At 72.2% G+C, this 23,668-nt stretch carries 20 protein-coding genes; 9 read left to right on the forward strand and 11 right to left on the reverse strand.

Translation table 11 applies throughout. The features are described from left to right. Positions 1 to 5: 5 nt before the first annotated feature. The 5 genes from I8D64_RS15195 to I8D64_RS15215 all read right to left on the reverse strand — a co-directional run bounded on the left by I8D64_RS15195 (position 6) and on the right by I8D64_RS15215 (position 3,522). The gene (locus I8D64_RS15195) at positions 6 to 368 is read right to left on the reverse strand and encodes a hypothetical protein (RefSeq protein WP_200503642.1); all 363 of its coding nucleotides are present in this window, start codon (positions 366 to 368) and stop codon (positions 6 to 8) included. Then, the gene (locus I8D64_RS15200; protein ID WP_200503643.1) at positions 365 to 1,144 is read right to left on the reverse strand and encodes a copper homeostasis protein CutC; all 780 of its coding nucleotides are present in this window, start codon (positions 1,142 to 1,144) and stop codon (positions 365 to 367) included. Before I8D64_RS15200 ends, I8D64_RS15195 begins: the two co-directional genes overlap by 4 nt. After that, positions 1,141 to 1,611 (reverse strand): sterol carrier family protein, encoded by a 471-nt coding sequence (locus I8D64_RS15205; RefSeq protein ID WP_200503644.1) that lies wholly within the window; start codon positions 1,609 to 1,611, stop codon positions 1,141 to 1,143. Before I8D64_RS15205 ends, I8D64_RS15200 begins: the two co-directional genes overlap by 4 nt. Before the next feature lie 25 nt (positions 1,612 to 1,636). Beyond that, entirely contained in the window at positions 1,637 to 2,929 is a 1,293-nt protein-coding gene (locus I8D64_RS15210) for an adenylosuccinate synthase (RefSeq protein WP_200503645.1), read from the reverse strand. A 164-nt stretch (positions 2,930 to 3,093) separates the two neighbouring features. Next, positions 3,094 to 3,522, reverse strand: a complete 429-nt coding sequence (locus I8D64_RS15215; RefSeq protein WP_200503646.1) for a DUF3151 domain-containing protein — start codon at positions 3,520 to 3,522, stop codon at positions 3,094 to 3,096. 165 nt (positions 3,523 to 3,687) lie between these two features. Between I8D64_RS15215 and I8D64_RS15220 the strand changes: the two genes are divergently transcribed. Beyond that, a complete protein-coding gene (locus I8D64_RS15220; RefSeq protein WP_200503647.1) occupies positions 3,688 to 5,232 on the forward strand; it encodes a phosphotransferase in 1,545 nt (514 codons plus the stop codon). Between the two features lie 30 nt (positions 5,233 to 5,262). Continuing rightward, positions 5,263 to 5,700 (forward strand): D-aminoacyl-tRNA deacylase, encoded by a 438-nt coding sequence (dtd, locus tag I8D64_RS15225; RefSeq protein WP_200503648.1) that lies wholly within the window; start codon positions 5,263 to 5,265, stop codon positions 5,698 to 5,700. Positions 5,701 to 5,724: 24 nt separating this feature from the next. On the opposite strand, the gene betT is transcribed toward dtd, so the two are convergent. Beyond that, positions 5,725 to 7,962 carry a choline BCCT transporter BetT gene (gene betT, locus I8D64_RS15230; RefSeq protein ID WP_343068603.1) on the reverse strand — a complete coding sequence of 746 codons (2,238 nt, stop codon included), beginning with the start codon at positions 7,960 to 7,962 and terminating at the stop codon, positions 5,725 to 5,727. 411 nt (positions 7,963 to 8,373) lie between these two features. Between betT and I8D64_RS15235 the strand changes: the two genes are divergently transcribed. Together I8D64_RS15235 and I8D64_RS15240 are read left to right on the forward strand one after the other, a co-directional pair. Next, complete coding sequence (locus I8D64_RS15235) at positions 8,374 to 9,120, forward strand: phosphoglyceromutase (protein ID WP_200503649.1); 747 nt, start codon at positions 8,374 to 8,376, stop codon at positions 9,118 to 9,120. A 164-nt stretch (positions 9,121 to 9,284) separates the two neighbouring features. After that, positions 9,285 to 9,899 (forward strand): C39 family peptidase, encoded by a 615-nt coding sequence (locus I8D64_RS15240; RefSeq protein ID WP_200503650.1) that lies wholly within the window; start codon positions 9,285 to 9,287, stop codon positions 9,897 to 9,899. A gap of 33 nt (positions 9,900 to 9,932) precedes the next feature. Here the strand turns inward: I8D64_RS15240 and I8D64_RS15245 are convergent, their stop codons facing one another. Beyond that, entirely contained in the window at positions 9,933 to 11,615 is a 1,683-nt protein-coding gene (locus I8D64_RS15245; RefSeq protein ID WP_246483094.1) for a helicase HerA-like domain-containing protein, read from the reverse strand. A gap of 62 nt (positions 11,616 to 11,677) precedes the next feature. Between I8D64_RS15245 and I8D64_RS15250 the strand changes: the two genes are divergently transcribed. Further along, positions 11,678 to 12,712: an acyltransferase domain-containing protein gene (locus tag I8D64_RS15250; protein ID WP_343068604.1), complete on the forward strand. Its 1,035-nt coding sequence runs from the start codon at positions 11,678 to 11,680 to the stop codon at positions 12,710 to 12,712. 12 nt (positions 12,713 to 12,724) lie between these two features. Here the strand turns inward: I8D64_RS15250 and I8D64_RS15255 are convergent, their stop codons facing one another. Then, on the reverse strand, positions 12,725 to 13,471 hold the full coding sequence (locus I8D64_RS15255; protein WP_228357599.1) for a TetR/AcrR family transcriptional regulator: 747 nt from the start codon (positions 13,469 to 13,471) through the stop codon (positions 12,725 to 12,727). A 172-nt stretch (positions 13,472 to 13,643) separates the two neighbouring features. Here I8D64_RS15255 and I8D64_RS15260 point away from each other — a divergent pair, with 172 nt between their 5' ends. Continuing rightward, positions 13,644 to 15,572, forward strand: a complete 1,929-nt coding sequence (locus I8D64_RS15260; protein ID WP_281392356.1) for an MDR family MFS transporter — start codon at positions 13,644 to 13,646, stop codon at positions 15,570 to 15,572. A gap of 134 nt (positions 15,573 to 15,706) precedes the next feature. Beyond that, a complete protein-coding gene (locus tag I8D64_RS15265; protein WP_200503652.1) occupies positions 15,707 to 16,834 on the forward strand; it encodes a GNAT family N-acetyltransferase in 1,128 nt (375 codons plus the stop codon). Positions 16,835 to 17,121: 287 nt separating this feature from the next. Here I8D64_RS15265 and guaA read toward each other — a convergent pair whose 3' ends face one another. Genes guaA through I8D64_RS15280 form a run of 3 tightly spaced genes read right to left on the reverse strand, consistent with a single transcriptional unit; the run spans position 17,122 to position 20,101 of the window. Then, positions 17,122 to 18,714, reverse strand: coding sequence for a glutamine-hydrolyzing GMP synthase (gene guaA, locus I8D64_RS15270; RefSeq protein ID WP_200503653.1), 1,593 nt, complete (start codon positions 18,712 to 18,714; stop codon positions 17,122 to 17,124). A gap of 9 nt (positions 18,715 to 18,723) precedes the next feature. After that, the gene (locus I8D64_RS15275) at positions 18,724 to 19,200 is read right to left on the reverse strand and encodes a DUF3817 domain-containing protein (protein WP_200503654.1); all 477 of its coding nucleotides are present in this window, start codon (positions 19,198 to 19,200) and stop codon (positions 18,724 to 18,726) included. Next, positions 19,175 to 20,101 (reverse strand): SURF1 family cytochrome oxidase biogenesis protein, encoded by a 927-nt coding sequence (locus I8D64_RS15280; protein ID WP_200503655.1) that lies wholly within the window; start codon positions 20,099 to 20,101, stop codon positions 19,175 to 19,177. Before I8D64_RS15280 ends, I8D64_RS15275 begins: the two co-directional genes overlap by 26 nt. A gap of 118 nt (positions 20,102 to 20,219) precedes the next feature. On the opposite strand from I8D64_RS15280, the gene pta reads away from it, so the two are divergent. Together pta and I8D64_RS15290 are read left to right on the forward strand one after the other, a co-directional pair. After that, a complete protein-coding gene (gene pta / locus I8D64_RS15285; protein WP_200503656.1) occupies positions 20,220 to 22,379 on the forward strand; it encodes a phosphate acetyltransferase in 2,160 nt (719 codons plus the stop codon). Next, on the forward strand, positions 22,376 to 23,653 hold the full coding sequence (locus tag I8D64_RS15290) for an acetate kinase (RefSeq protein ID WP_200503657.1): 1,278 nt from the start codon (positions 22,376 to 22,378) through the stop codon (positions 23,651 to 23,653). Before pta ends, I8D64_RS15290 begins: the two co-directional genes overlap by 4 nt. Positions 23,654 to 23,668 lie beyond the last annotated feature (15 nt).

The raw sequence follows: 23,668 nt of genomic DNA on the forward strand, positions 1-23,668 counted from the left end.
CGGGCTCAGCGGGGCCGACGACGCTCCGAGCGGTGCGCCACGGCGTCCACGATCGCGGCGATGAGCGCGAGCGGGAGGCCCACGAACACGCCGCCGGTGACGGCGAAGTAGAGGATGCCGCCGACGTCTCCCACGCCGGTGACGAACGCAGTGATCGCGCCGGCCACGAGACCCACGAGGATCGCGAGGGTCACCCAGAAGGCCAGCGTCGGCACGCGGCGCCGGCGCACGTAGACGGCCGTCGTCTCGGGCTCGCGCGCGGGCGCCGCGGGCTCGGGCGCCTTCTCGTCGGGCTGCGCGGGTGCGGGTGCGGGCGTGGGGTCCCCGGGGCGCTCGGGGGCGGGATCGGGCGTGGGCTGGGAGGTCACGGTTCTCCTGCGGCGTCGACCGCGGCCTGGACGACCGCGGGATCGGTGATGGTGCGTCCGTCGTCCGCGGGGCGGCGGGCGGAGAGGTGGATGTCAGGGACGGCGGTCCGGGACGCGAGCTCCGGGATGTCGATCGGGCGGATGCCCGCGCCGGCGCACACGTCCAGGAGCCCGTCGGCCGCTCGGACCATCCGGGCCAGGCATGCCGCGCCCTCGGGGGCGCTCGCGGCCCCTCCGGAGCTCAGCACGCGGTGGAAGCCGAGCCCCAGCAGCGTGAGGACGGCCTCCTCGCGCGCGTCGTCGTCCACCAGGGCGTCGACGGCGCGATGGCACGTGAGGACCACGCCGCGCAGCGCCTCGGATCCAGCGCGCAGGGCGCCGTCCCGCAGGGCCTCGAGGGCGGGCAGGTCGAGCGTGCGCTGCGGGGTGAGGGCGCCGAGGACGACGCCGTCCGCGCCGGCGGTGACGGCGTCCGCGGCCTGCTGAGCCATCCGCGCGATCTCGTCCTCGTCGAAGACGAACTCGTCTGGTGCCGTGCGCAGGTCGCCCTCGCCGGCCCGGCAGCGCACCAGCACGTGCACGCCGAAGTGGGGCTTCGCGTCGCGCGCCTCGCGCATCCGCGCGGCCTCGGCGACGCAGGCCTCCACGAGGGCGGGGTCAGGGGTGAGGCCTCCGCGCGAGAGGTCCTCGCAGAGCTCCACGCGGTCCGCGCCGGCCAGGGCGGCGGTGCGCAGGCCCTCGAGGTCCTGGACGGCGATCTCGACGGCGAGGCTCATCGTGCGCCCTCCGTCGACCCATCGGCCGACGGGCCGCTGTCCGTCGGCTCCGAGGACCCGGCCGCGGCATGCGCCTCCCGTGCGCGGCGCGCGACGCGCCGCGGTCCGGGCAGCGGCAGCAGGTCGGTGAGGTCCGAGCGCTCGCCGCTCGCGCTCACGCTGCCGCTGGCCAGTGCATCGCCCCAGGCCAGGTCGCCGACGGCGAGCGACAGCCAGGTCGTGGCGTCGGTCTCGACGATCGCCGGAGGGGTGCCGCGCGTATGGCGCACTCCGGCGATCGCCTGCACGGCGCCGAAGGGCGGGACGCGCAGCTCCACGGAGTTGCCGGGCTGCTCCTCGGCGACGAGCTCGAGGGTGTGGCGCACGGCGGGCGCGAGGATCGTCCGGGTTGCGGCGCCGGGGTCGAGCGCCCACGCGGCCAGGGCGCGGTCGCCGGCCGCGGGGTCGGTGCGTCGGCGGATCGTCATGGGCGTGCGGTCATGCTCGGACGCCTCAGCTGCGCGGCAGCAGGTCGTGCACGGTGATGGTGTCCTCGCGGTCCGGGCCCACGCCGATGGCGCTGATCCGGCAGCCGGCGAGCTCCTCGAGGCGGGCGACGTAGGCGCGCGCGTTCTCCGGCAGCTCCTCGAGGGTGCGGCATCCCGAGATGTCCTCGGTCCACCCGGGCAGCGTCTCGTAGACGGGCACCGCGTGGTGGAAGTCGGTCTGGGTCATGGGCATCTCGCGGTGGATCACGCCGTCCACGTCGTAGGCGGTGCAGATCGGCACCTCCTCGATGCCGGTGAGCACGTCGAGCTTGGTGAGCACGATGTCGGTGAAGCCGTTGATGCGCTGGGCGTGACGGATCATGAGCGCGTCGTACCAGCCGCAGCGCCGCGGGCGACCGGTGTTCACGCCCACCTCGCCGCCGGTGGTCTGGAGGTACTCGCCCCACTTGTCCTCGAGCTCCGTCGGGAAGGGACCCGCGCCCACGCGCGTCGTGTAGGCCTTCACGATCCCGATCACGCGGTCGATGCGGGTGGGGCCGATGCCCGCGCCGATGCAGGCGCCGCCCGCGGTCGGGTTCGAGCTGGTGACGAACGGGTAGGTGCCGTGGTCGACGTCCAGGTAGGTGGCCTGGCCGCCCTCCATGAGCACGACCTCGTCGCGATCCAGGGCGGTGTTCAGCAGCTCGACGGTGTCCACGACCATCGGACGCAGGCGCTCCGCGTAGGAGAGCAGGCCCTCGACGATCTCGTCGACCTCGACGGCGCGGCGGTTGTAGAGCTTCACGAGCAGCTCGTTCTTCTGCCGCAGGGCGCCCTCGACCTTCTGGCGCAGGATGGACTCGTCGAAGAGGTCCTGGACGCGGATGCCCAGGCGCCCCACCTTGTCCATGTAGGCCGGGCCGATCCCGCGGCCCGTGGTGCCGATCGCGCGCTTGCCCAGGAAGCGCTCGGTGACCTTGTCGAGCGTCTGGTGGTAGGGGGCGACGACGTGCGCGTTCGCGCTGATGCGCAGACGGGTCGTGTCCACGCCGCGGCGCTCGAGCGTGGCGATCTCCTCGAAGAGCGCCTCGAGGTTCACCACCACGCCGTTGCCGATCACGGGCGTGACCTGCGGGGACAGGATACCGGCGGGAAGGAGCTTGAGCTCGAACTTCTCGCCGTGGACGACCACGGTGTGCCCGGCGTTGTTGCCGCCGTTGGGCTTGACCACGTAGTCGACGCGCTCACCGAGCAGGTCGGTGGCCTTCCCCTTCCCCTCGTCCCCCCATTGGGCTCCGACGATCACGACGGCCGGCATGGCAGCTCCTGCAGCGGGTGGGACGGTGGATGGACCTCGAAGAGTCTAGCAATCGGCGCCTGGATCCCCGGGCCGTCCCGACGCGGGTGTGATGAGGCGCGGATGCTCCCCGGACGCAGAGGCGACGAGGCGGCGGGGACGCCGCGGTGGGACGCGGCGGGGACTCAGCCCAGCAGGCTCGGATCGGCGTCCTGGACGAAGTCGCGGACGCGCTCGGCCTCGTCGCGCTCGCCGATGCGTCCGGCGGATTCGCCGAGCAGTGCGAGCGCCTTGAGGAAGCCGCGGTTCGGGGCGTGGGAGGCGGGGATCGGCCCCTGGCCCTTCCAGCCCGCGCGGCGCAGGGCGTCCAGTCCGCGGTGGTAGCCGGTGCGGGCGTAGGCGTAGGCGGCGACCGGGTCCTCGGACTCGAGGGCCTCCTGGGCGAGCTCGGCCCAGGCGAGCGAGGAGGCGGGATAGCGGGCGGCGAGCTCGCGGGCGTCGGCCCCGTCGGCGAGCGCGGCGGCGACGGCCGTGTCCGGATGGTCCTCGGGCAGGTAGGTCGGCGGGATGCCCAGCAGGTTCTCGGCCCCGATCGGGCGGGAGGTCTCGTTCATGGATCCATCGTATGCGGGTGGGAGCGGCCGACGGGGAGCGGCGGGGCGCAGCACAGGGGGCCGGACGGGCCCGGACGGGCCCTGGACGGCCGCGAACCTCTCACAGGGCCGCGAACCTCTCACAGGAGTGTGTGCTCGCGCACGGCACCTGGTAGAAACAGGGTCATGGATCGAACATCCGACGGGTCCGAGCTGCTCACGGGACCCGGCGCCGGAGGCCTGCTGCGCTCGGCAGTAGGCAATGCCGGCGGCGTGCTGCGCACGTGGGAGCTCGATCACGTCGACCATCGGCCCGGCCGCTCGACGAAAGCCCTCTATCGCACCACGGTCTCCTGGCCGGAGATCGACGGCGCGCAGGCGCCCGCGCGCGAGGAGCTGTTCGGCGCGAGCGCCCACGTCGGCGAGCAGGAGAAGGACCTCCTGGACGCCGAGAACTCCATGGTGATGACCGACGGCGACATCAACGTGCGCGTTTGGCGCTACCCCCACGACCCGTGGCTGCCGATGCTCCCGAAGGTCTGCTACCCCGACGTCGTGGGCCGTACTCTCGTGGACATGGGCGTGCCGCTGATGCCGGGCACCGCCGAGCACGTCCCGATCGAGGTCATCTCCTACCGTCCGGGCCGACGCGCCGTGCTGCGCGCGCAGCTGCCCGACCGCGGCCTGTACCTCAAGGTCATGCAGCCGCGACGGTCCGGCGAGATCGTCGAGCGTCATCGTCATCTCCTCGCCGCGGGCGTGCCCGTGCCGCGCGTGATCGCCCATCGCGACGGGCTGGTCGTGCTCGAGGAGCTGCCGGGCGTGCCGCTCTCGCGGGCGATCCTCGACCAGGGCGTCGACGCCTGCCGCGCCGAGGACCTCGTGGCGATGCTCGACCGCCTCCCCGCCTCGCTCTTCCCCCTCCCCATGCGGCCGCCGTGGACGGATTCGATCGAGTTCTACGCCGGGATCGTGAGCTCCTCGCTGCCGCCGCTGGGCCCGCGCGTCGACGCCCTCGTGCGCGAGATCCGCGAGGGGCTCGCGGCCGTCGGCCGACGCCAGGACCTCTCCGCCCACGACGTCGTCCACGGCGACTTCTACGAGGCGCAGGTGTTCGTCGACGGCGGCGAGGTGGTGGGCGTCCTGGACATCGACACGGTGGGCCCGGGACGCAGAGCCGATGACCTCGCCTGCCTGCTCGCCCACCTCAGCGTCCTCGCCGACGAGGGCAGCACACGGCGCATCGATCCCGCCGTGCAGCAGCGCGTCCTCGAGGCCATCGACGCCTGGCAGCAGGTGTTCACGCGCCGCGTGGATCCCACCGAGCTCGCCCTGCGCAGCGCGGGTGTCGTGCTGTCGCTCGCCACCGGCCCGCACCGACAGCAGGAGGCCGCCTGGCAGGCCGCGACCGAGGCGATCGTGCGGATCGCGGAACGCTGGGTCGATGCCGCCCGCACCGCCGAGACCGAGCGCATCGCCGCGCAGCAGGCGGGGACGGGCGCGGCCGGAGCGCCGACTCAGCCGCAGCCGCAGGGTGGGCAGCCCTCTTCGCACACTCCTCCGCAGCAGACCCCGCCCGCGCAGACGCCTCCGCCGCAGGCCCCGCCGTCGCCGGGTGCCCCCGCCGGCCCGCCTCCGGCGCCGCAAGGCGGGGCCGCGCCCCAGGCCCCGTATCCCGGCGACGACTCCCCCACCCTGGAGAGGCGCATCCCCCCGGGTCTGGACGGCTGAGAAGGCGACGGGCCCGATACCCTCGCAACCATGCGAGCAGTGCTGCAGAGGGTCGACGGAGCGAGCGTCGAGGCGGACGGTCCCGAGGGACGCGAGATGACGGGCGACGTCGCGGGCGAGGGACTGCTCGCCCTGGTGGGCGTCACCCACGGGGACGGGCCCGAACAGGTCGCCGTGCTCGCCCGGAAGATCTGCGAGCTGCGGATCCTCACCGGCGAGCGCTCGGTGCTCGACGCGGGCGCACAGGTGCTCGTGGTCTCCCAGTTCACGCTCTACGGCGACGCACGCAAGGGGCGCCGGCCGTCCTGGTCGAAGGCCGCGCCCGGCGAGATCGCCGAGCCTCTCGTCGACGATCTGGCAGCGGAGATCCGCGCGCGCGGCGTCGAGGTCTCGACCGGGCGCTTCGGCGCGCACATGCGGGTCTCTCTCACGAACGACGGCCCCTTCACGATCCTCCTCGAGGCCTGAGCCCGGCCCGTCGGCCGGGCGCGCTCAGCGCACCATCGGCGGCGCCGGCTCCCCGGCCACGGACTCCTGCGTCTCGCCTCCCTCGCCGACCCCGAGCGGAGCGATCGCCGAGAGCCCGTCGTTCTCGTGGCTGAGCTGCAGGAACGCCAGGTGCGCCCTGTAGCAGTCGAGGACGTCGCCGATCACCTGCTGCTCGCTCATGCCCATGAGGTCGTAGCCCGCGGAGCCGGTCTGCGAGAACACCTCGAGCCGCCAGTAGCGCTGCTCGCCGCGGGAGGCCTTCGACCCGATCTGCGGGACCGGGGCCTGCACCGAGGCGGCGCGGTAGAGGAAGTCGCGCTCCTCGCCCATCGGGACCGTGAGCACGAACTCGTCGACCCCGGTGAGGGGCTCCTCGGTGCGCGAGACCTCCGCCTCGGTGCCGGAGGCGCGGAACTCGGCGGCGACCTCCTCGAGAGCGGGGCCGACGACCGTGTCCGCGAAGGCCGCGACCTGGTCCCTACCGGGATAGGCGCGGATCGAGGCCATCCGCTGCCGCCACGAGCGGCCCGAGCCCGAACGGCGCTGACCGGCCGAGCGCAGTCGCGCCCAGCCCGCGCGCTCGGCGGCCTCCATGCGCAGCACCTGGGTGAAGGAGAACATCACCAGGTAGGCGATGATCGTGACGGGGAGCGCGAAGATCAGCGTCGCGTACTCCATCGTGGTGACGCCGCCGGCGATGAGCATCGCGACCGTGAGAACGGCCGTGAGCACCGCCCAGTAGATGCGCAGCCACTTGGGGCCGTCCTCGCCGGGGTCGCGGATGCTCGAGGAGAAGTTCGACATGACCATCGCCCCCGAGTTCGCGCTGGTCAGGTAGAACAGCAGGCCGGAGAGGGTCGCGAGCCCGATGAGGAAGGCAGCGCCGGGGAACATCTCGAGCAGGGCGTACCAGCCCTCCTCGGGGCTTGACATCGCGAGCTTCCCGAAGGCGTCGTTCCCGTCCAGGACCTCGGCCATCGCGGAGTTGCCGAACACCGAGACGATGAGGAGATCGCACAGCACCGGTGCGGTGATGGCGGCGATGACGAACTCGCGCAGCGTCCGCCCGCGGGAGATGCGGGCGAGGAACAGGCCCACGAACGGTCCCCACGCGAGCCAGAACGCCCAGAAGAACAGGGTCCACCCGGCCATCCACTCCGAGCCGCCGGGCTCGTAGGCCATGGTCTCCATCGTGCGGCCCGGCAGGCTGGTGACGAAGCGGCCGATGTTCTCGACGATCGCGGAGAGCAGGAACGCCGTGCGCCCGGTGACGATGATGTAGAGCAGCATCGCGCCGGCGATCCAGATGTTCAGCTCGGAGATCAGGCGGATGCCCTTGTCCACGCCCGAGGTGCAGGCGGCGATCGTCATCACCACGGCGATCGCGACCAGCGCGATCTGGACGGCGAGCCCGGAGGGCAGGCCCAGCAGGTGCTCGAGACCGATGTTCAGCAGGACCACGCCGATGCCCATCGAGGTGGCGACCCCGAAGACGGTCCCCACGAGGGTGACGATGTCGATCACGTGGCCCGTGGCACCGCGCACGCGCTTGCCGAAGAGCGGGTAGAGGACCGCGCGGATGCTCAGCGGCATCCCCCACCGGTAGGCGAAGTAGCCCATGGCCATGCCCAGGAGGGAGTACATGGACCAGCCGGCGACGCCGTAGTGGAAGATCGTCCAGACCGCCGCGTCGCGGGCTGCCTCGGCGCTCTCCGCCTCGAGGGTCGGCGGGGCGTAGTACTGGGTGACGGGGCCGGTCACCGAGAAGAACAGCATGTCGATGCCGACGCCCGCGGCGAACAGCATCGCGACCCACGTGAACAGGCTGTACTGCGGGCGCGAGTGGTCGGGGCCGAGCCGCACGGTGCCCTGCTTCGACAGCGCCACCCAGATCACGAAGCCGATCACGACCGTCACGGTGAGCACGTAGAACCAGCCCAGGTTCGTCGAGATCCAGCCGACGGCCCCCTCGAGCGTGCTCTGGGCGCCGCCGGGCCGCAGGATCGCCCACAGGGAGAAGGCGAGGATCACGGCGGAGGAGACGCCCAGGACGATCCGGTTCACGCGGATGCCGCCGCTGGGCTCCAGGTCCGACTGACCGCGGTGCATCTCCTCGCTCGTCGAGGGCGGGCGCTTCTCCTGGCGCGCGGCCTCCGCGGCCCGGCGCTCGGCCGCCCGTCGCTCGGCGGCGGCCCGCGTCGGGGCGCTGGCTTCGAGATGCTGGTCGTCGGCTTCCTGCACGCGGTCCTCCGCTTCGTCGGGTGTCCTGGTCGGGCAACCGGTGTGCGGTCGGCGCGGTGGGGCCGGTCGGGCACGGCGGACGTGCGCGACGCGGCCGACGCGGTCGGCACCGTCGGAGCGCGGCACGGCGGGTCTCGCCGTGGCATCGCGCGGAGCAGGCAGGGCGGCGGATGGTGCTCGCGGCCCGTGCGGCGCTGCGGTCGGGATCGTCCGGGCGCCCGGTCCTTCCATGCTAGGGACCTGGGATGCTCCTGCAAATTCCCGGAGAGCAAGCAGACACGGCGCCCGTCGGCGCCCTCTGGGGGCACGACGTCCGGGTGCGCGGCGTCCGGGTGCACGACGACCGAGTGCACGACGACCATGCCCGAGCCGCGCCCGACCCCCATCGGGGCCGTGGATTAGTCTGGTCGCATGACCTACACACTCGTGCTGCTCCGCCACGGCGAGAGCGAATGGAACGCGAAGAACCTGTTCACCGGCTGGGTCGACGTGCCGCTGTCGGAGTCCGGGAAGGCCGAGGCGACCGCCGGCGGCGAGCTGCTGGCCCGCGAGGGCGTCCTGCCCGACGTCGTCCACACCTCGCTGCTGCGCCGCGCGATCATGACCGCGAACCTGTCGCTGGACGCGGCCGACCGCCACTGGATCCCGGTGCGCCGCGACTGGCGCCTGAACGAGCGCCACTACGGCGCGCTGCAGGGCCTGGACAAGGCGGAGATCCGCGAGAAGTACGGCGAGGAGCAGTTCATGGCCTGGCGCCGCTCCTACGACGTGCCGCCGCCCGAGATCGAGTTCGGCACCGAGTTCAGCCAGGACCAGGATCCCCGCTACGCGGACCTGGGTGACCAGCTCCCCCACACCGAGTGCCTCAAGGACGTCGTCGAGCGCTTCCTGCCGTACTGGGAGGAGGGCATCAAGCCCGATCTGCGCGAGGGGAAGACGGTCCTCGTCGCCGCCCACGGCAACTCGCTGCGCGCCCTGGTCAAGCACCTCGACGGCATCAGCGACGAGGAGATCGCGGGGCTGAACATCCCCACCGGTCAGCCGCTGGTCTACGAGCTCGACGAGGACTTCCGGCCCGTCGAGAAGGGCGGACGCTACCTCGACCCGGTCGCCGCGAAGGCCGCCGCCGAGGCCGTCGCCAACCAGGGCAAGAAGTGAGCAGTCCGATCGACGGCTCGCACTGAGCACGCGCGGAGCGCGACCGAGTCGCACGCGGCGCCCATGGGGAGTTCTCCCCATGGGCGCCGCGTCGCGTGGGGCCTAGCGTGGGTGTGCGCCGCGTCATACCGGGGCGCCCATCCCACCCCTCGAAGGAGACTCCGATGCTCGATCGACGAACCCTTCTGCGCCGCGCCGGACTCGGCGCCCTCACCCTCTCCGCCATCGCCGGCGCGACGCCCGTCGCCTCCGCCGCTACCTCGAAGAACCTGCCCACGACGTGGCAGCAGCAGGAGACGGTCTACTGGTGCGGGCCGACGGCCGTGGCCATCGCCCTGAGCGCCCTCGGGGACGCGCCGTCCCCCGCCTCCCTCGCCGACGAGCTCGGCACCACGCAGGACGGCACGAACTTCGGTGCCGTCTCCCCGGTCCTGACCGCGCACTCCCCCGGCGCCACCTACCGCGACCAGTGGATGGAGTCCACCACGGCCAGCGAGGCCGACGCCGATCTGCTGTGGGAGCGCGCGACGGCGAACGTCGACGACGGCTTCGCGACCGTGCTCAACTGGTGGGTGATGCCCGGCGAGTACCCCGACTGGGGCGGGAACACCGGCGAGATCTTCCACTTCGTCGCCGTCGACGGCTACGACCCGGACGAGCGGACCCTGCGGATCGCCGACCCCGCGGGCGCGACTCTCTCCGCCGACCTCCCGCAGCATCACCAGCTGCCCGTGCAGCAGGTCGCGACCTATTGCGCGGGCAGGGGCTACTTCTGGTGATCGACGGCCGGGGGTCGGCTCGCCCGCCCCGGCTCAGCGACGACGGCGGGTGCCGAACAGCGACCGCGTGATCTCACGGCCGAGCACCGTCCCGGCCGAACGGATGAAGGACTTCACCGCAGGGTTGCCCATGAAGCCCTCGTCCTTTGACCCGCCCTGCTTCCCATCCTGCTTCCCGTCATGCTTCCCCGCCTTCGGGGACGTCTCCGCCGACGCCCCCTGTTCCGTGGGAGCGGTCGGTGCGGGCGCGGTGCTCGCGTCCTGGCCGTCGGCCCCGGCGCCCTGCGCCCCGGCCTGGGCCGCCTGCTCGTCGCGCCTGCCGAGGATCTCGTAGGCCGATTCGCGGTCGACGACCTCGGTGTAGGGGGCGAGCGGGGAGGCGGCGACGATCTTCTCGAGCTCCTCCTTCGGCGCCGGCTCCATCGAGGACTCGGGGGCGCGCACCGCGGTGACGGCCACCGGGGTCGGCGCGCCCTCCTCGCTCATCACGGTCACCACGGCCTCACCGGTCTTGAGCGAGGGGATCACCTCGACGAGGTCGTCATCGCTCGTGGGGAACGTGGAGGCCGTCGCCTTGAGGGCCTTCGCATCGTCCGGCGTGTACGCGCGCAGGGCGTGCTGGACGCGGTTGCCGAGCTGCGCGAGGACGTCCCCGGGGACGTCCTTCGGGGTCTGGGTGATGAAGATGATGCCCACGCCCTTGGAGCGGATGAGGCGGACGGTCTGCACGACCTGCTCGAGGAAGGCCTTCGAGGCGTCCTTGAACAGCAGATGCGCCTCGTCGAAGAAGAACACGAGCTTGGGCTTGTCCGCGTCCCCGACCTCGGGAAGGTCCTGGTAGAGATCCGCGAGCAGCCACATCATGAACGTCGAGAACAGGGTGGGGCGAGTGGCCACGTCGGGGAGCTCGAGGCAGGAGATGATGCCGGTGCCGTCGGAGGCGGTGCGCAGCAGGTCCTGGGTGTCGAAGGCGGGCTCGCCGAAGAAGACGTCGGCCCCGGAGTTCTCGAACTCGGTGAGCTCGCGCAGGATCACCCCGGCGGTCGCGGCGGAGACGCCGCCGATGCCCTTGAGCTCCTGCTTGCCCTCGTCGTCGGCCGTGAGGAACCGGATGAGCGCGCGCAGGTCCTTGAGGTCGAGAAGCCCCAGGCCCTTGGTGTCCGCGTAGTGGAAGATGAGCCCGAGCGAGGACTCCTGGGTGTCGTTCAGGCCCAGGGTCTTGGCCATCAGCACGGGGCCGAAGTCGCTCACGGTGGTGCGGATGGGGATGCCCGTGCCCTGCCCGCCGAGGGTGAGGATCTCGGAGGTGCCGGCGCGGGAGGTCCACTCCTGGCCGCGGGCCGCGGCGCGCGCGGTGAGCTTCTCGCTCGGCGTGCCCGGCACCGCGATGCCCGAGAGGTCGCCCTTCATGTCCGCCACGAACACCGGGGTGCCCGCGGCGGCGATCTGCTCCGCGATGACCTGCAGCGTCTTGGTCTTGCCGGTGCCCGTCGCGCCGGCGATGAGGCCGTGGCGGTTGAGCATGCCCAGCGCGAGGTTCACGGGCACCTGGGGATCGGGCTCGCCGTCGCGCACGAGGACGCCCAGATGGATCTGCGTGCCCTCGAAGCCGTAGGCGTCGCGCACGGCGGTGGCCCTCTCGTCGAGAGCGGGAGGCGTCGGGGCCGACGCGGCTGCGGGATCGGGGGCGGGGGTGGTCGCGGACTCGTCGGTCATGGATCCTCCTCGAAGGGTCATGATCGCCACGATCGTAGCCGGAGGGCACGTAGGCTTCCTGCGTGACCCGCACCGATGCGCTTGCCTCCGTCCCCGGCCGCTCCGAGACCCCTCCCGTGCGCGGAGCCCTGCCCGATGGATACCTGTCAACGGGAGTCGCCGCGACCGGCGCACTCACCGAGGACGACGTCGCCCGCGCACTCACCGACGACGGCCGTGACGCCCTGCTCGAGCGCCTGGGAATCACCGACCAGGACCACGAGGAGCTCACGGCGCTGATCCCCCGCGCCCTCGCCGCGCCGGAGCTCCTCGCCGCGATCACCCGCACCGCGCACCTCCTGCGCGCATCGGCAGGACTCGACGCGCCCGCCGCACCGCTCGCGGACCTCGCCGCGGAGCACAACGCCCTCCAGCAGCAGATCGCCCCCGGGGAAGGACTCATCGCGATCCTCGCCCTCGTGGTCTCCACGGACACGGTGCGCACCTGGCACGCCCAGCGCCGTCTCTCGGAGGCGCAGTCCTGGCACGTGCTCTCCGACCTCGGCCAGCAGATGCGCGTGCACCGCGCCAGCAGCCACGGTCGACTGGGCCTGCATCAGGTCCCCTGGACCGCGATGAACTGGAGAGGCCGGCTCGTCCACCTCGGGCGACTGCAGTTCGACCTCCACCGCTCGGCGGCCGACGGCCGGTGGATCATCGGCGTGCACATCCCGGCGACCGGACCTCTGGACCCCGCCGCGGTCGAGGCGAGCTTCGAGGCCGCGAGCGCCTACTTCCCGGAGGCCTATCCCGATCTCGTCGCCGCCGCCCCCGCGGGCGCCGCCTTCGGCCGCGAGTTCGAGTGCCATTCGTGGCTCATGAACCGGGTGCTCGTGGACTCCCTGGGCGCGGACTCCAACATCGGCGCCTTCGTGGACCGCTTCGAGATCCTCGAGAACAGCCGCGACGACGACGGCGCCGCGTTCTTCGTGTTCAGCGCGCGCCCTCCGTACGATCCCGCGGCGCTGCCGCGACGCAGCCGGCTCGAGCGCGAGGTCGGCGGGCGGCTGGCCGACGGGCGGGGCTGGGAGTCGGGACGCGGGCACCTGGTGCGCTGAGCGGCGGCCCGCTCAGTTCGCGATGCGGCGCGTCCCCACCACCTGCGAGACGTGGTCGAACTCCTCGAGGACCGTGGTGCCGCGGGCCATCGACAGCGAGAACGCGCTGCGGGAGACGGCGAATCCCAGCTGGACCGCGATCACCGCGCGCTCGTAGAGCTGCGGGTCGTCGGCGGCGACGTCCGCGAGGGTCTCCGCGTCCTGGCCGATGAGCTCCTCGGCCTGCTCCGGGGTGAGCGGGCCGAGGCGCACGCGGCGCTCGAAGGCGGCGATCAGCGCCGACTGCATGTGCATGGTGCGCCCAGCGCTCACCGCGTGGAGGCTCGGCTCGCGGTGCAGCACGCGCTTCTTCAGCTCGCGCAGGCCGAGGTCCGCGTCGGCCGTGCGGATGATCTGGCGCAGCACCTCGCGCAGCGCCTGCTCCGGCGTCGCCTCGGGACTGGCCGTCAGCAGGGCGCGCCACGACTCGTCGGGGCCGAGCACCGGCAGCCCCAGCACCGCGGACTCCTTCGAGGCCCAGTGGTTGAAGAAGGTGCGGGGCGAGACCCCCGCGCGCTCGGCGATCATCTCGACGGTGACGCTGTCCAGCCCGTGCTCGGCGACGAGCTCGAGCGCGGCGCGGTGCATGTCCGCGCGCGCCTGGCGCTTCTTGCGCTCACGCAGCCCGCATTCGGGGACGAGCTCCGGGCCGCGCTGCGGGTCTCCGGAGGGTGTGGAGCCGGCGGTGGTGTCCGGCTCGGTGTCTGGCGCGCTGCTCACGGAGCGACCGTAGCCCACCTCACGAGAAAAGTGCAGTGACTGCAATTGTGCAGTGACTGCAATCGCAGTAGTGTTGACCGGTCGAAGCTCGATGGAGCGCTCCGGCCACTCCGCGTGCGCGGTTCTGCGCACCCGCCGTCACCGATCGCCCCTTCTGGACTCAGGAGAATTCTTGACCTCCACCACGTCATCCGCGCCCAGCACGCGCAGCGCGCCCCGCGGCGGAACCGAGCAGGCCTTCACCGGGCTCGACCGGGCCGGCAAGCTCGTCTTCGCCGGTCTCATGCTCGGCATGCTCGTCGCCTCGCTCTCCCAGACCATCGTCGGCCCGGCGATGCCCCGCATCGTCGCCGAGCTCGGCGGGCTCGACCACTACAACTGGATCGCGACCGCCGCGATGCTGGTCTCCGCCGTCGCGGTCCCCATCGTCGGCAAGCTCTCCGATCTCTACGGGCGCCGCTGGTTCTACCTCGCGGGCCTCGCGGTCTTCATGATCGGGTCGATCCTCGCGGGCATGTCCACGAACTTCTGGTTCCTGGTCTTCGCCCGCGCCGTGCAGGGCCTGGGCATGGGCACGCTGATGCCGCTGTCGCAGACCATCATCGGCGACATCATCCCGCCCCGACAGCGCGGCAAGTACCAGGGCCTGATGGGCGCCGTGTTCGGCGTCTCCTCGGTGGTCGGCCCGCTCGTCGGCGGCTCGATCACCGACAGCTTCGGCTGGCGCTGGCTGTTCTACCTCACCCTGCCCATCGGCATCCTCGCCTTCGTCTTCATCTTCAAGTTCCTGCACCTGGACCACACCGCCAAGAGCGGCAAGGTCGACATGCTGGGCATGATCACGCTGACCCCGGCGCTCGTGGTGGGTCTGCTCGCGACCACCTGGGGCGGCACCACCTACGAGTGGTCCTCGCCCGTGATCATCGGGATGTACGCGGTCGCGGCCGCACTGCTCGTGGCCTTCGTGATGATCGAGAACAAGGTCGCCGAGCCGCTGCTGCCGATGCACATGCTGTCCCGCCCGATCATCGCGCTCTCGGTCGCCGCGTCCTTCGCGATCGCCGTGGCCATGTTCGGCGCGATCATCTACATCCCCGTCTACGCGCAGGGCGTGCTGGGCGTCTCGGCCACGAACTCCGGCGCGATCCTCATCCCACTGTCCGTCGCGATGATCCTCACCTCGATCGTCGTCGGCATCCTGATCTCCAAGCTCGGCAACTACAAGATCTTCCTGGTCGCCGGCGGGATCGTGCTGGTGGTCGGCTACTACCTGCTGCAGAACATGCAGTACGGCGACTCGCAGTGGCACCTCACGCTCGCGATGGTCGTGATCGGCCTGGGTCTGGGCCTGTGCATGCAGGTCTACACGCTCGTGGTCCAGAACGCCGTGCCGCAGCACGAGCTGGGCGTCGCCACCTCGGCCGTGCAGTTCTTCCGCAACATGGGCTCCACCATCGGCACGGCGGTGCTGGGCACCGTGATGAGCGCGCAGATGGCCACCGCCATCCAGGACAAGATCTCCGCGCTGCCGAAGGAGGATCTCGCCAAGCTCGCGCAGATGCAGTCCAGCGGCGGCGGCGTCGAGTCCTCGGACCTCGAGAGCTCCGTGCTGGATCCCTCGAAGCTCGAGAAGCTGCCCGACTTCCTCGCCGACGCGATCCGCAGCGGCATGGGCGATGCGATGCACGACGTGTTCCTCACCGCGGTGCCCTTCGTGATCGCTGCGCTGCTGCTCTCGCTGTTCATCAAGCAGCTGCCGCTGCGCGACACCCTCCACGTGGCCGACGAGCCGGGCACCACGACCGGCCAGTTCGCCGCAGTGGGCGGCTCGGGTCCGCTCGCGGAGTCCTCGATCCACGACGAGGAGGAGCCGGCGCTCGCGTCCGACGCCTCGTCGGCACCGGGCAGCGAGCCCGCGCCGGGCGCCGAGTCCGCGCAGGCCGCCCCGGCGGCAGGCGAGCCCACACAGGCCGAGCCCGCGCAGGCCGGATCCGAGCACACCGCCGAGGGGGCGTCCTCGGCCGCCGGGTCCACGCCCGCGCATCACCAGACGCACCGCGCCGACGGTCCCCCGCAGCACGGTCGTCACGCCGAGCGCTGATCCCGCCGCAGGCGCCGGCGCGCCGCGCGTCCGAGGAGGCCCCGCACCACGAGATGGTGCGGGGCCTCCTCGCTGTCCGCTGCCTGCGATCTCCCCCGGGCTCGATCCGGCACGGCACGTGGGACCATGGGCGGGTGCAGCTGAGCGACCACGTCCCGCCCCGTCTCCCGGAGATCCCCGGCCGTCCCCTCGCCTCGCGCGTGCCCATGGAGCCCGACGTCGAACCCGTCGCGGCCCTGCTCGGCGCGGCCCAGGACGATGTGGACCTCGAAGCCGCGCCGATCGACCTCGACGACCTGCGCTCACGGATGGTGGGTCTGCGCTCCTGGTCCCGGCGGCAGGTGGTGATCGTGCCGGCGGACGCCGACGGCACGGCGCGCGCCGATGCCGCGCCGATCGCCTGGATCGCGCTCGAGGACCGGGCACGCGGCCGCACCGACCTGCAGAGCGTGATCGCTCCGGACGCTCCCGCCCGGGAGGAGCTCAGCGCCGCCCTGATCGCGTGGGCCGTCGAGGTCAGCGGCTCCTTCGCCCGCCATCGCGGCGTCGACTCCACGCAGCTGAGCATCGACATCGACGAGCGCGACGCCGATCGCGCCGTCCAGCTCGCCGCCGGGGGCCTCGAGAAGGTCCGCACCTGGCTGCACATGCGCCGCGGCGTGCTCGCCGAGGAGGCCGACTCCCTGCCGGGTCCGCGCCCGGGCGTCCGCGTGCGCCCCGTGCACCTGCACCCCTCGGGACTGCCCGTCGCCCAGGACGTGCGCAGCGTGCATCGCATGCTCGAGGAGTCCTTCGCCGACCACTTCAGCTCGTACCGCGAGTCCTTCGCCGAGTTCTCGCAGCGGCTCGTCGAGTCCCCCGAGGAGGCCGACTGGGACCTCTGGTGGATCGCGGAGATCGACCACGACGGGGACGGCACCTGGCTGCCCGCCGGCGGGCTCGTCGCCTCGATGCGCCGCGCGCACGAGACCGACCACGGCCGCGTCGGCGAGGGCACCTACCTCGACTACCTGGGGGTGCACCGATCCGCCCGCGGGCACGGCGTCGCCAAGGCGCTGCTGCGGGCGGCGATCGCCGATGCGGCGCGCCGCGGCCGCGACCACGTGGACCTCGAGGTCGACGCGGACTCCCCCACCAGCGCCGACGGCCTCTACAGGTCCATGGGCTGGGAGACATTCGAGCGCACGCAGTCCTGGCACCTGGACGTGCCGCCCCACCCCTCGCGGCTCCTGGAACCCGAGACCGAGGACGAGAACGCCTGACACCTGCCCGACGACGCTCACCCGGGACCTGGCGGCGCGCGCCGCGGGCGCGCCGGGTGCGCAGGGGTGCGCGCCGCGAGGGCGAGCGATCCTGACCTCGGGCGGATGACGGCAACGGGCTCCTGGTGAGGAGCCACGGCACATATGCCATGGCTCCTCACCAGGAGCCCGTCCGCGACACGATCGCCGCGTCGTCCCGCCAACGGCACCGCCTCCCGAGCGTCGTGCAGCCCTCGGGAGCTATGTCGATCCGGCGGAAGGTCCTGCAGGTCAGCCCCGCAGACCCCTCACTCCCACTCGATCGTGCCCGGCGGCTTGCTGGTGACGTCGAGGGTGACGCGGTTGATCTCCGCGACCTCGTTGGTGATGCGGGTGGAGATGCGGCCCAGCACCTCGTAGGGCAGCTTGGCCCAGTCCGCGGTCATGGCGTCGTCGCTGGTCACCGGGCGCAGCACGATCGGGTGGCCGTAGGTGCGGCCGTCGCCCTGGACCCCCACGGAGCGGACGTCGGCCAGGAGCACCACGGGGCACTGCCAGATCTCGCGGTCGAGCCCGGCCGCGGTCATCTCCTCGCGGGCGATGGCGTCGGCCCGGCGCAGCACGTCGAGCCGCTCCTTGGTGACCTCGCCGATGATGCGGATGCCCAGGCCGGGGCCGGGGAAGGGCTGACGCCAGACGATCGCGTCCGGGAGGCCCAGCTCGGAGCCGACGGCCCGCACCTCGTCCTTGAACAGGGCGCGCAGGGGCTCGACGAGCTCGAAGGAGAGATCCTCGGGCAGGCCGCCCACGTTGTGGTGGCTCTTGATGTTCGCCGCGCCCTCGCCGCCGCCGGACTCGACGACGTCGGGGTAGAGCGTGCCCTGGACCAGGAACGCCTTCGCCTCGGCGTGGCCCGCCTCGTCGATGACGCCGCGCTCGCGCAGGATGTCCGCCTGGGCGCGCTCGAAGGTGCGGATGAACTCGCGGCCGATGATCTTGCGCTTCTGCTCGGGATCGGTGACCCCGGCGAGCGCGGAGAGGAACTGCTCCTCGGCGTCGACCACGATGAGCTTCGCGCCGCCGGTTGACTCGCCGAAGGCCTTCTCGATCTGCTCGGACTCGTTCAGGCGCATGAGCCCGTGGTCCACGTACACGCAGGTGAGGCGATCCCCGATGGCCTTCTGGACGAGGGCCGCGGCGACCGCGGAGTCCACGCCGCCCGAGAGCGCGCAGATCGCGGTGCCCTCGCCGATCTGGGCGCGGATCCGCTCGACCTGCTCCTCGATGACGCTGCCGGTGGTCCACTCGGGGGAGATCCCGGCGCCGCGGTAGAGGAAGTTCTCGAGGACCTCCTGGCCGCGGTCGGAATGGCCGACCTCGGGGTGCCACTGCACGCCGTAGAGGTGCTTCTCGGGGTGCTCGAAGGCGGCGACCGGGGAGGCAGAGGACGTCGCGACGACGCGGAACCCGGTGGGCGCGGCGGTCACGGAGTCGCCGTGGCTCATCCACACGTTCTGCTCGGTGTCCTGCTCGCGCAGGAGCTCGCTCGCGGAGTCGACGGCCTCCAGGCGGGTGGCGCCGTACTCGCGCACTCCCGTCGGGGCGACGGTCCCGTCGAGGGCGGCGGCCATCGACTGGAATCCGTAGCACAGGCCGAGCACGGGCACGCCCGCCTCGAGCAGGGCGGGGTCCAGGCTCGGAGCCCCCTCGGCGTAGACCGAGGAGGGCCCGCCGGAGAGGATGATCGCGCGCGGGTCCTTGGCGAGGATGTCCGCGGTGGATGCCGTGTGCGGGACGATCTCGGAGTAGACCTGGGCCTCGCGGACGCGGCGCGCGATCAGCTGCGCGTACTGGGCGCCGAAGTCGACGACGAGGACGGGTCGGGCGTCGGTATCAGTCACCGGATCAGTCTACTTTCCGTCGGCGGGGCTCTGCCCCGGGGTGTCCGTGCCATCGGGTGCCGCCGGGCCGGCCGCGCCGGCGCCGTCCTGGCCGTCGATGTCCTGGAGGGTGGGCCGGCGCCGCAGGTCCTCCTCCATCGAGGAGTGCAGGAACCGCTCCCCGAAGAAGGAGAGCACGGGGATGACGCCGAAGAACATGATGAGCACCATGCGCGGCAGCTTCCAGCGCATCTTGTTCCACATGTCGAAGCCGAGGATCACGTAGATCATGTAGATGACGCCGTGGATCGGCGACCAGCGGCTACTGATCGTGGACCACAGGTCCGAGGTGGAGTTCCACCACGGGTCGCCCCCGTAGACGCCGTAGCGCATGATCATGATCCCCACGAGGATCAGCAGGGCGATGCCCTCCGCGATCGCGGCCCAGCGGAAGCGGGCGAAGGATGCGCGGGCGGTCACCTCATCGAGCGGGCGCGGAGTCGGCACCTGTCTCTCCCTCGGTTGTCGGGTCGGCCTGCGAGGGGCCGACGGTCTGGTCGGCCGGGGTGCGGTCGACGGGGCTGGCGGACTCTGCGGGCGGGCTCTGCTGCTCCCCCGCGAGCCGGGACTGCATCTGCTCGCGCTTCTCGGCGAGCTCGTCGAGATGGGCGGTGCGCACGGACCGCCACCACAGGTAGAGGAAGAAGCCGCCGAACAGCACCCACTGCAGGGCGTAGCCGAGGTTCTGCCAGTTCAGCCCGGAGGAGAACTGGGACTCGGCCTTGGGCAGGGCGTGCAGTCCGTCCTGCGAGGACCCGACGGCGACGTACCCGGCGTACATCGGCGAGCCCCATTCGTTGATCAGCAGCGGGGTCGCGATCTCCTGGGCGACGCCGCCCTCGAGGCCGTGGCTCGCGGCCTCGCTCGCCTCGAGCCGACCGTTCACGCTCACCTCGCCCGTCGGCGGCGCAGGAGCGAGCGCCGGGTCGATCTTCCCGTCGTCCCCGGTCACCTGCTTCTCGGGGATCCAGCCGCGCGCGACGGGCAGCAGGGCGTCGTCGGAGCCGGCCGTGCTGCCGGCCCCCGAACCGGGCTTCACGTGCAGGGCGGTCACCACGATCACGGCGTCCTCGCCGTCGATGCGGCGGCCGGGCACGAGCACCTGCTGGTCGGCGTCGTAGGTGCCGCTCGCGTCGACGATGCCGCCGGCGATCTCGTTGGTGACGGCCTTGCCGGGCTCGATCACGTCGGTGATCTGGCCCAGTGTGCGGTCCTCGCCGGTCTGCTGGGTGAGCGCGCGGTGCGCGCGGTCCCACTGCCAGGTGGCCAGCAGGCCGCAGACGAGCGTCGCCACCACCATGAGGGCGAGCAGCCCCAGGAAGCGGGGACGGAGGGCGACGCGGAGCACGCGACCATGGTAGGCGGCGCCCCCGTGCGCGAGCCGGGAGCGCGGGCCCGGACGTGACGCGCGTCCCCAGGATCGCCGGTCCCTGGGATCCGAGGGAAGGTGCACCTATCCTGGTCGGGTGTCGCACAGCGTGTATGTCGCCAGTCCGGAGGGCATGACCGGGAAGTCGAGCGTCGCGTTCGGCCTCCTGGAGGCCCTCGCCGCCCGCTCCGATCGCGTGGGGGTGTTCCGACCCGTCTTCAAGGCCGAGAGCGCGGGGCCGGAGGGGTCCCGGCCCGACGGCCCGAGGCCGGCGGGCTCCCGTGACCACAGGGACTACTCGGTCGACCTGCTGACCTCCCATCCGGCCGTCGACCAGAGCTACGAGGAGGCCCTGGGCGTCGACTCCCGCCGGGCCCTCGCGGACCCGGACGCCGCGCAGGAGGAGATCCTCGCGAAGTACCACGAGCTCGCGCAGCGCTACTCGGCGCTCGTCGTGCTCGGCTCCGACTACGATGACATGGCGAACCCCACCGAGCTGGCCTTCAACGCGGAGGTCGCCGCGAACCTCTCGGCGCCCGTCGTCATCGTGGTCTCGGGACTGGACCGCACGCCCGATCAGGTCGCGGCGCTCGCGCAGGTCAGCGTGCAGGAGTTCGCCTCCCACCACGCGATGCCGATCGCGCTGGTCGCGAACCGCAGCGATCCCGAGCAGCTCGAGGCGACCCGCGAGGCCGTCTCCGCGCGGCTGCCCGCGGGCGTGGTCGTCGCCGCGATCCCGGAGAACCCGGTGATCATGGCGCCCACCGTGCAGGCGCTGAAGGACGCGGTGGGCGGCACCCTGGTCCAGGGCAATCCCGAGTGGCTGGGACGCGTGGCCCTGGGCAATCTTGTCGCCGCGATGAGCCTGCCCAACGTGCTGCGGCGCCTCACGGAGAACTGCACGGTGATCGCCCCCGGCGACCGCTACGACCTGCTGCCGGGGCTGTTCCTCGCCCAGCAGTCGGGCACCTTCCCCGCGCTCAGCTCGATCGTGCTGACCGGCGGCTACGAGATCCCGGGCGAGGTCACCCGCCTCATCGAGGGCGTGCAGCAGGACCTGCCGATCATCGCCACCGAGGACTCGACCTACGAGGCTGCGGTCGCGATCGCCGGCACCCACGGCCGTCTCACCGCCGACAGCCCGCAGAAGCTCGACGCGGCGCGCCGCGCGGTCGCCGAGCACCTGCCCATGGACGAGCTCCTCGAGACCCTGGACGTGACCCGCAGCGACGTGGTCACGCCGATGATGTTCGAGTTCGAGCTGCTCGCGCGCGCCCGCGGCGAGAAGAAGACGATCGTGCTGCCCGAGGGCGACGAGCCGCGGATCCTCGCGGCGGCCGCGGCCATCCTGGCCCGGGGCGTCGCGGACCTCGTGCTGCTGGGCGAGGAGACCACGATCCGCTCGCGCGCCGCGCAGCTGGGCCACGACATCTCCGAGGCCTCCGTGATCTCCCCGCACGACCCGGAGCTCGTGGAGCGGTTCGCCGCCGAGTACGCGCGCCTGCGCGCGAAGAAGGGCGTGACGCTCGAGCAGGCCCGGGAGAAGGTCCAGGACGTCTCCTACTTCGGCACCATGATGGTGCAGCTCGGCACGGCGGACGGCATGGTCTCCGGCGCCGTCCACTCCACGGCCCACACCATCCGCCCGAGCTTCGAGATCATCAAGACGAAGCCGGGCGCGAAGATCGTCTCCTCGGTGTTCCTCATGGCCCTGCAGGACCGTGTGCTCGTCTACGGCGACTGCGCGGTGAACCCCGATCCCACGGCCGAGCAGCTCGCGGACATCGCCGTGCAGTCCGCGGAGACCGCTCGCCAGTTCGGCATCGACCCCCGCGTCGCGATGCTCTCCTACTCCACGGGCAGCTCGGGCTCCGGGGCCGACGTCGACAAGGTCCGCGAGGCGACCGCCGCGGTCCGCTCCCAGCACCCGGACCTGGACGTGGAGGGGCCCATCCAGTACGACGCGGCCGTGGACGCCTCGGTCGCGAAGACGAAGCTGCCGGACTCGGCGGTCGCGGGCCGGGCGACGGTGTTCGTCTTCCCCGACCTGAACACGGGCAACAACACCTACAAGGCGGTGCAGCGCTCGGCGGGCGCGATCGCCATCGGACCCGTCCTGCAGGGCCTGAACAAGCCCGTCAACGACCTCTCCCGCGGAGCGCTCGTGGACGACATCATCAACACGGTCGTGATCACCGCGATCCAGGCGCAGGCCGCGGACCAGGCCGGCACGACCCCCACCCAGGAGGACGCATGAGCACCCCCAGCACCCCCGACGCTCCCGGATCCTCCGACGCCGCCGAGCTCGGCCCGGGCGCCCCGTCCGCGGGCACCTCGACCGTGCTCGTGGTGAACTCGGGCTCCTCGTCCCTGAAGTTCCAGCTGCTCGACCCGCTCGCGGGCGAGGTCTTCGCCTCGGGCATCATCGAGCGCATCGGCCTGGACCAGGGCATGGGCCGCATCACCGCCGGTGAGGCGTACGGCGCACACCAGGGCGAGGTCCCGGACCACGTCGTCGCCATGCAGATCGTCATGGAGCTGTTCGACCAGGTGGGCCTGGCCCTCGAGGACGCGCACGTGGTCGCCGTCGGCCACCGGGTCGTCCAGGGCGGGGCGCGCTTCTCCGCGCCCACGCCGATCGACTCCTGGGTGCGCGACCAGATCGCCGACCTCAGCTCGCTCGCGCCCCTGCACAATCCGCCGGCCGTCGACGGCATCGACGCGGCACGCCGGATGCTCCCGGACATCCCGCACGTGGCCGTGTTCGACACCGCCTTCTTCGCGGACCTGCCCGCGGCCTCCCGCACCTACGCGCTGAACAAGGGCGTCGCGGACGAGTACCGGATCCGCCGCTACGGCGCCCACGGCACGAGCCATCAGTACGTCTCGAAGAAGGTCTCCGAGCTGCTGGCCTCCGAGGGGAATGACGCATCGCGTCTGCGCCAGATCGTGCTGCACCTGGGCAACGGCGCCTCCGCCTCCGCGATCGCCGGCGGCGCGCCCGTCGACACCTCGATGGGCCTCACCCCGCTCGAGGGCCTGGTCATGGGCACCCGCACGGGCGACATCGACCCGGCGGTCTTCGTGCACCTGCACCGCAGCGCGGGCATGAGCGTCGAGGACATCGACACCCTGCTCAACAAGCGCTCGGGCATGCAGGGCATGTGCGGCATGAGCGACTTCCGCGACATCACCCAGGCGATCCGCAACGGCGACGAGACCGCCGAGCTCGCCATGCAGGTCTACGTGCACCGTCTGCGCAAGTACCTGGGCTCCTACGCCTTCGCGCTCGGCGGGCTGGACGTCATCGCGTTCACCGCCGGCATCGGCGAGAACGTGCCTGAGGTCCGCGAACGCGCCCTCGCGGGCCTCGAGGGCTTCGGCATCGTCCTGGACCGCGAGCGCAACGCCGAGCGGGCACCGGGCATCCGCACGATCTCGACCGACGACTCCCCCGTGCGCGTCCTCATCGTCCCCACCGACGAGGAGCTCGAGATCGCCCAGCAGGCCCTCGCCGTCGCGCGGGGCTGACGCCTCCCGCGCCCG

Origin of the sequence: Brachybacterium halotolerans (assembly GCF_016623465.1) — a bacterium.
GTDB classification, from domain to species: Bacteria; Actinomycetota; Actinomycetes; order Actinomycetales; family Dermabacteraceae; genus Brachybacterium; species Brachybacterium halotolerans.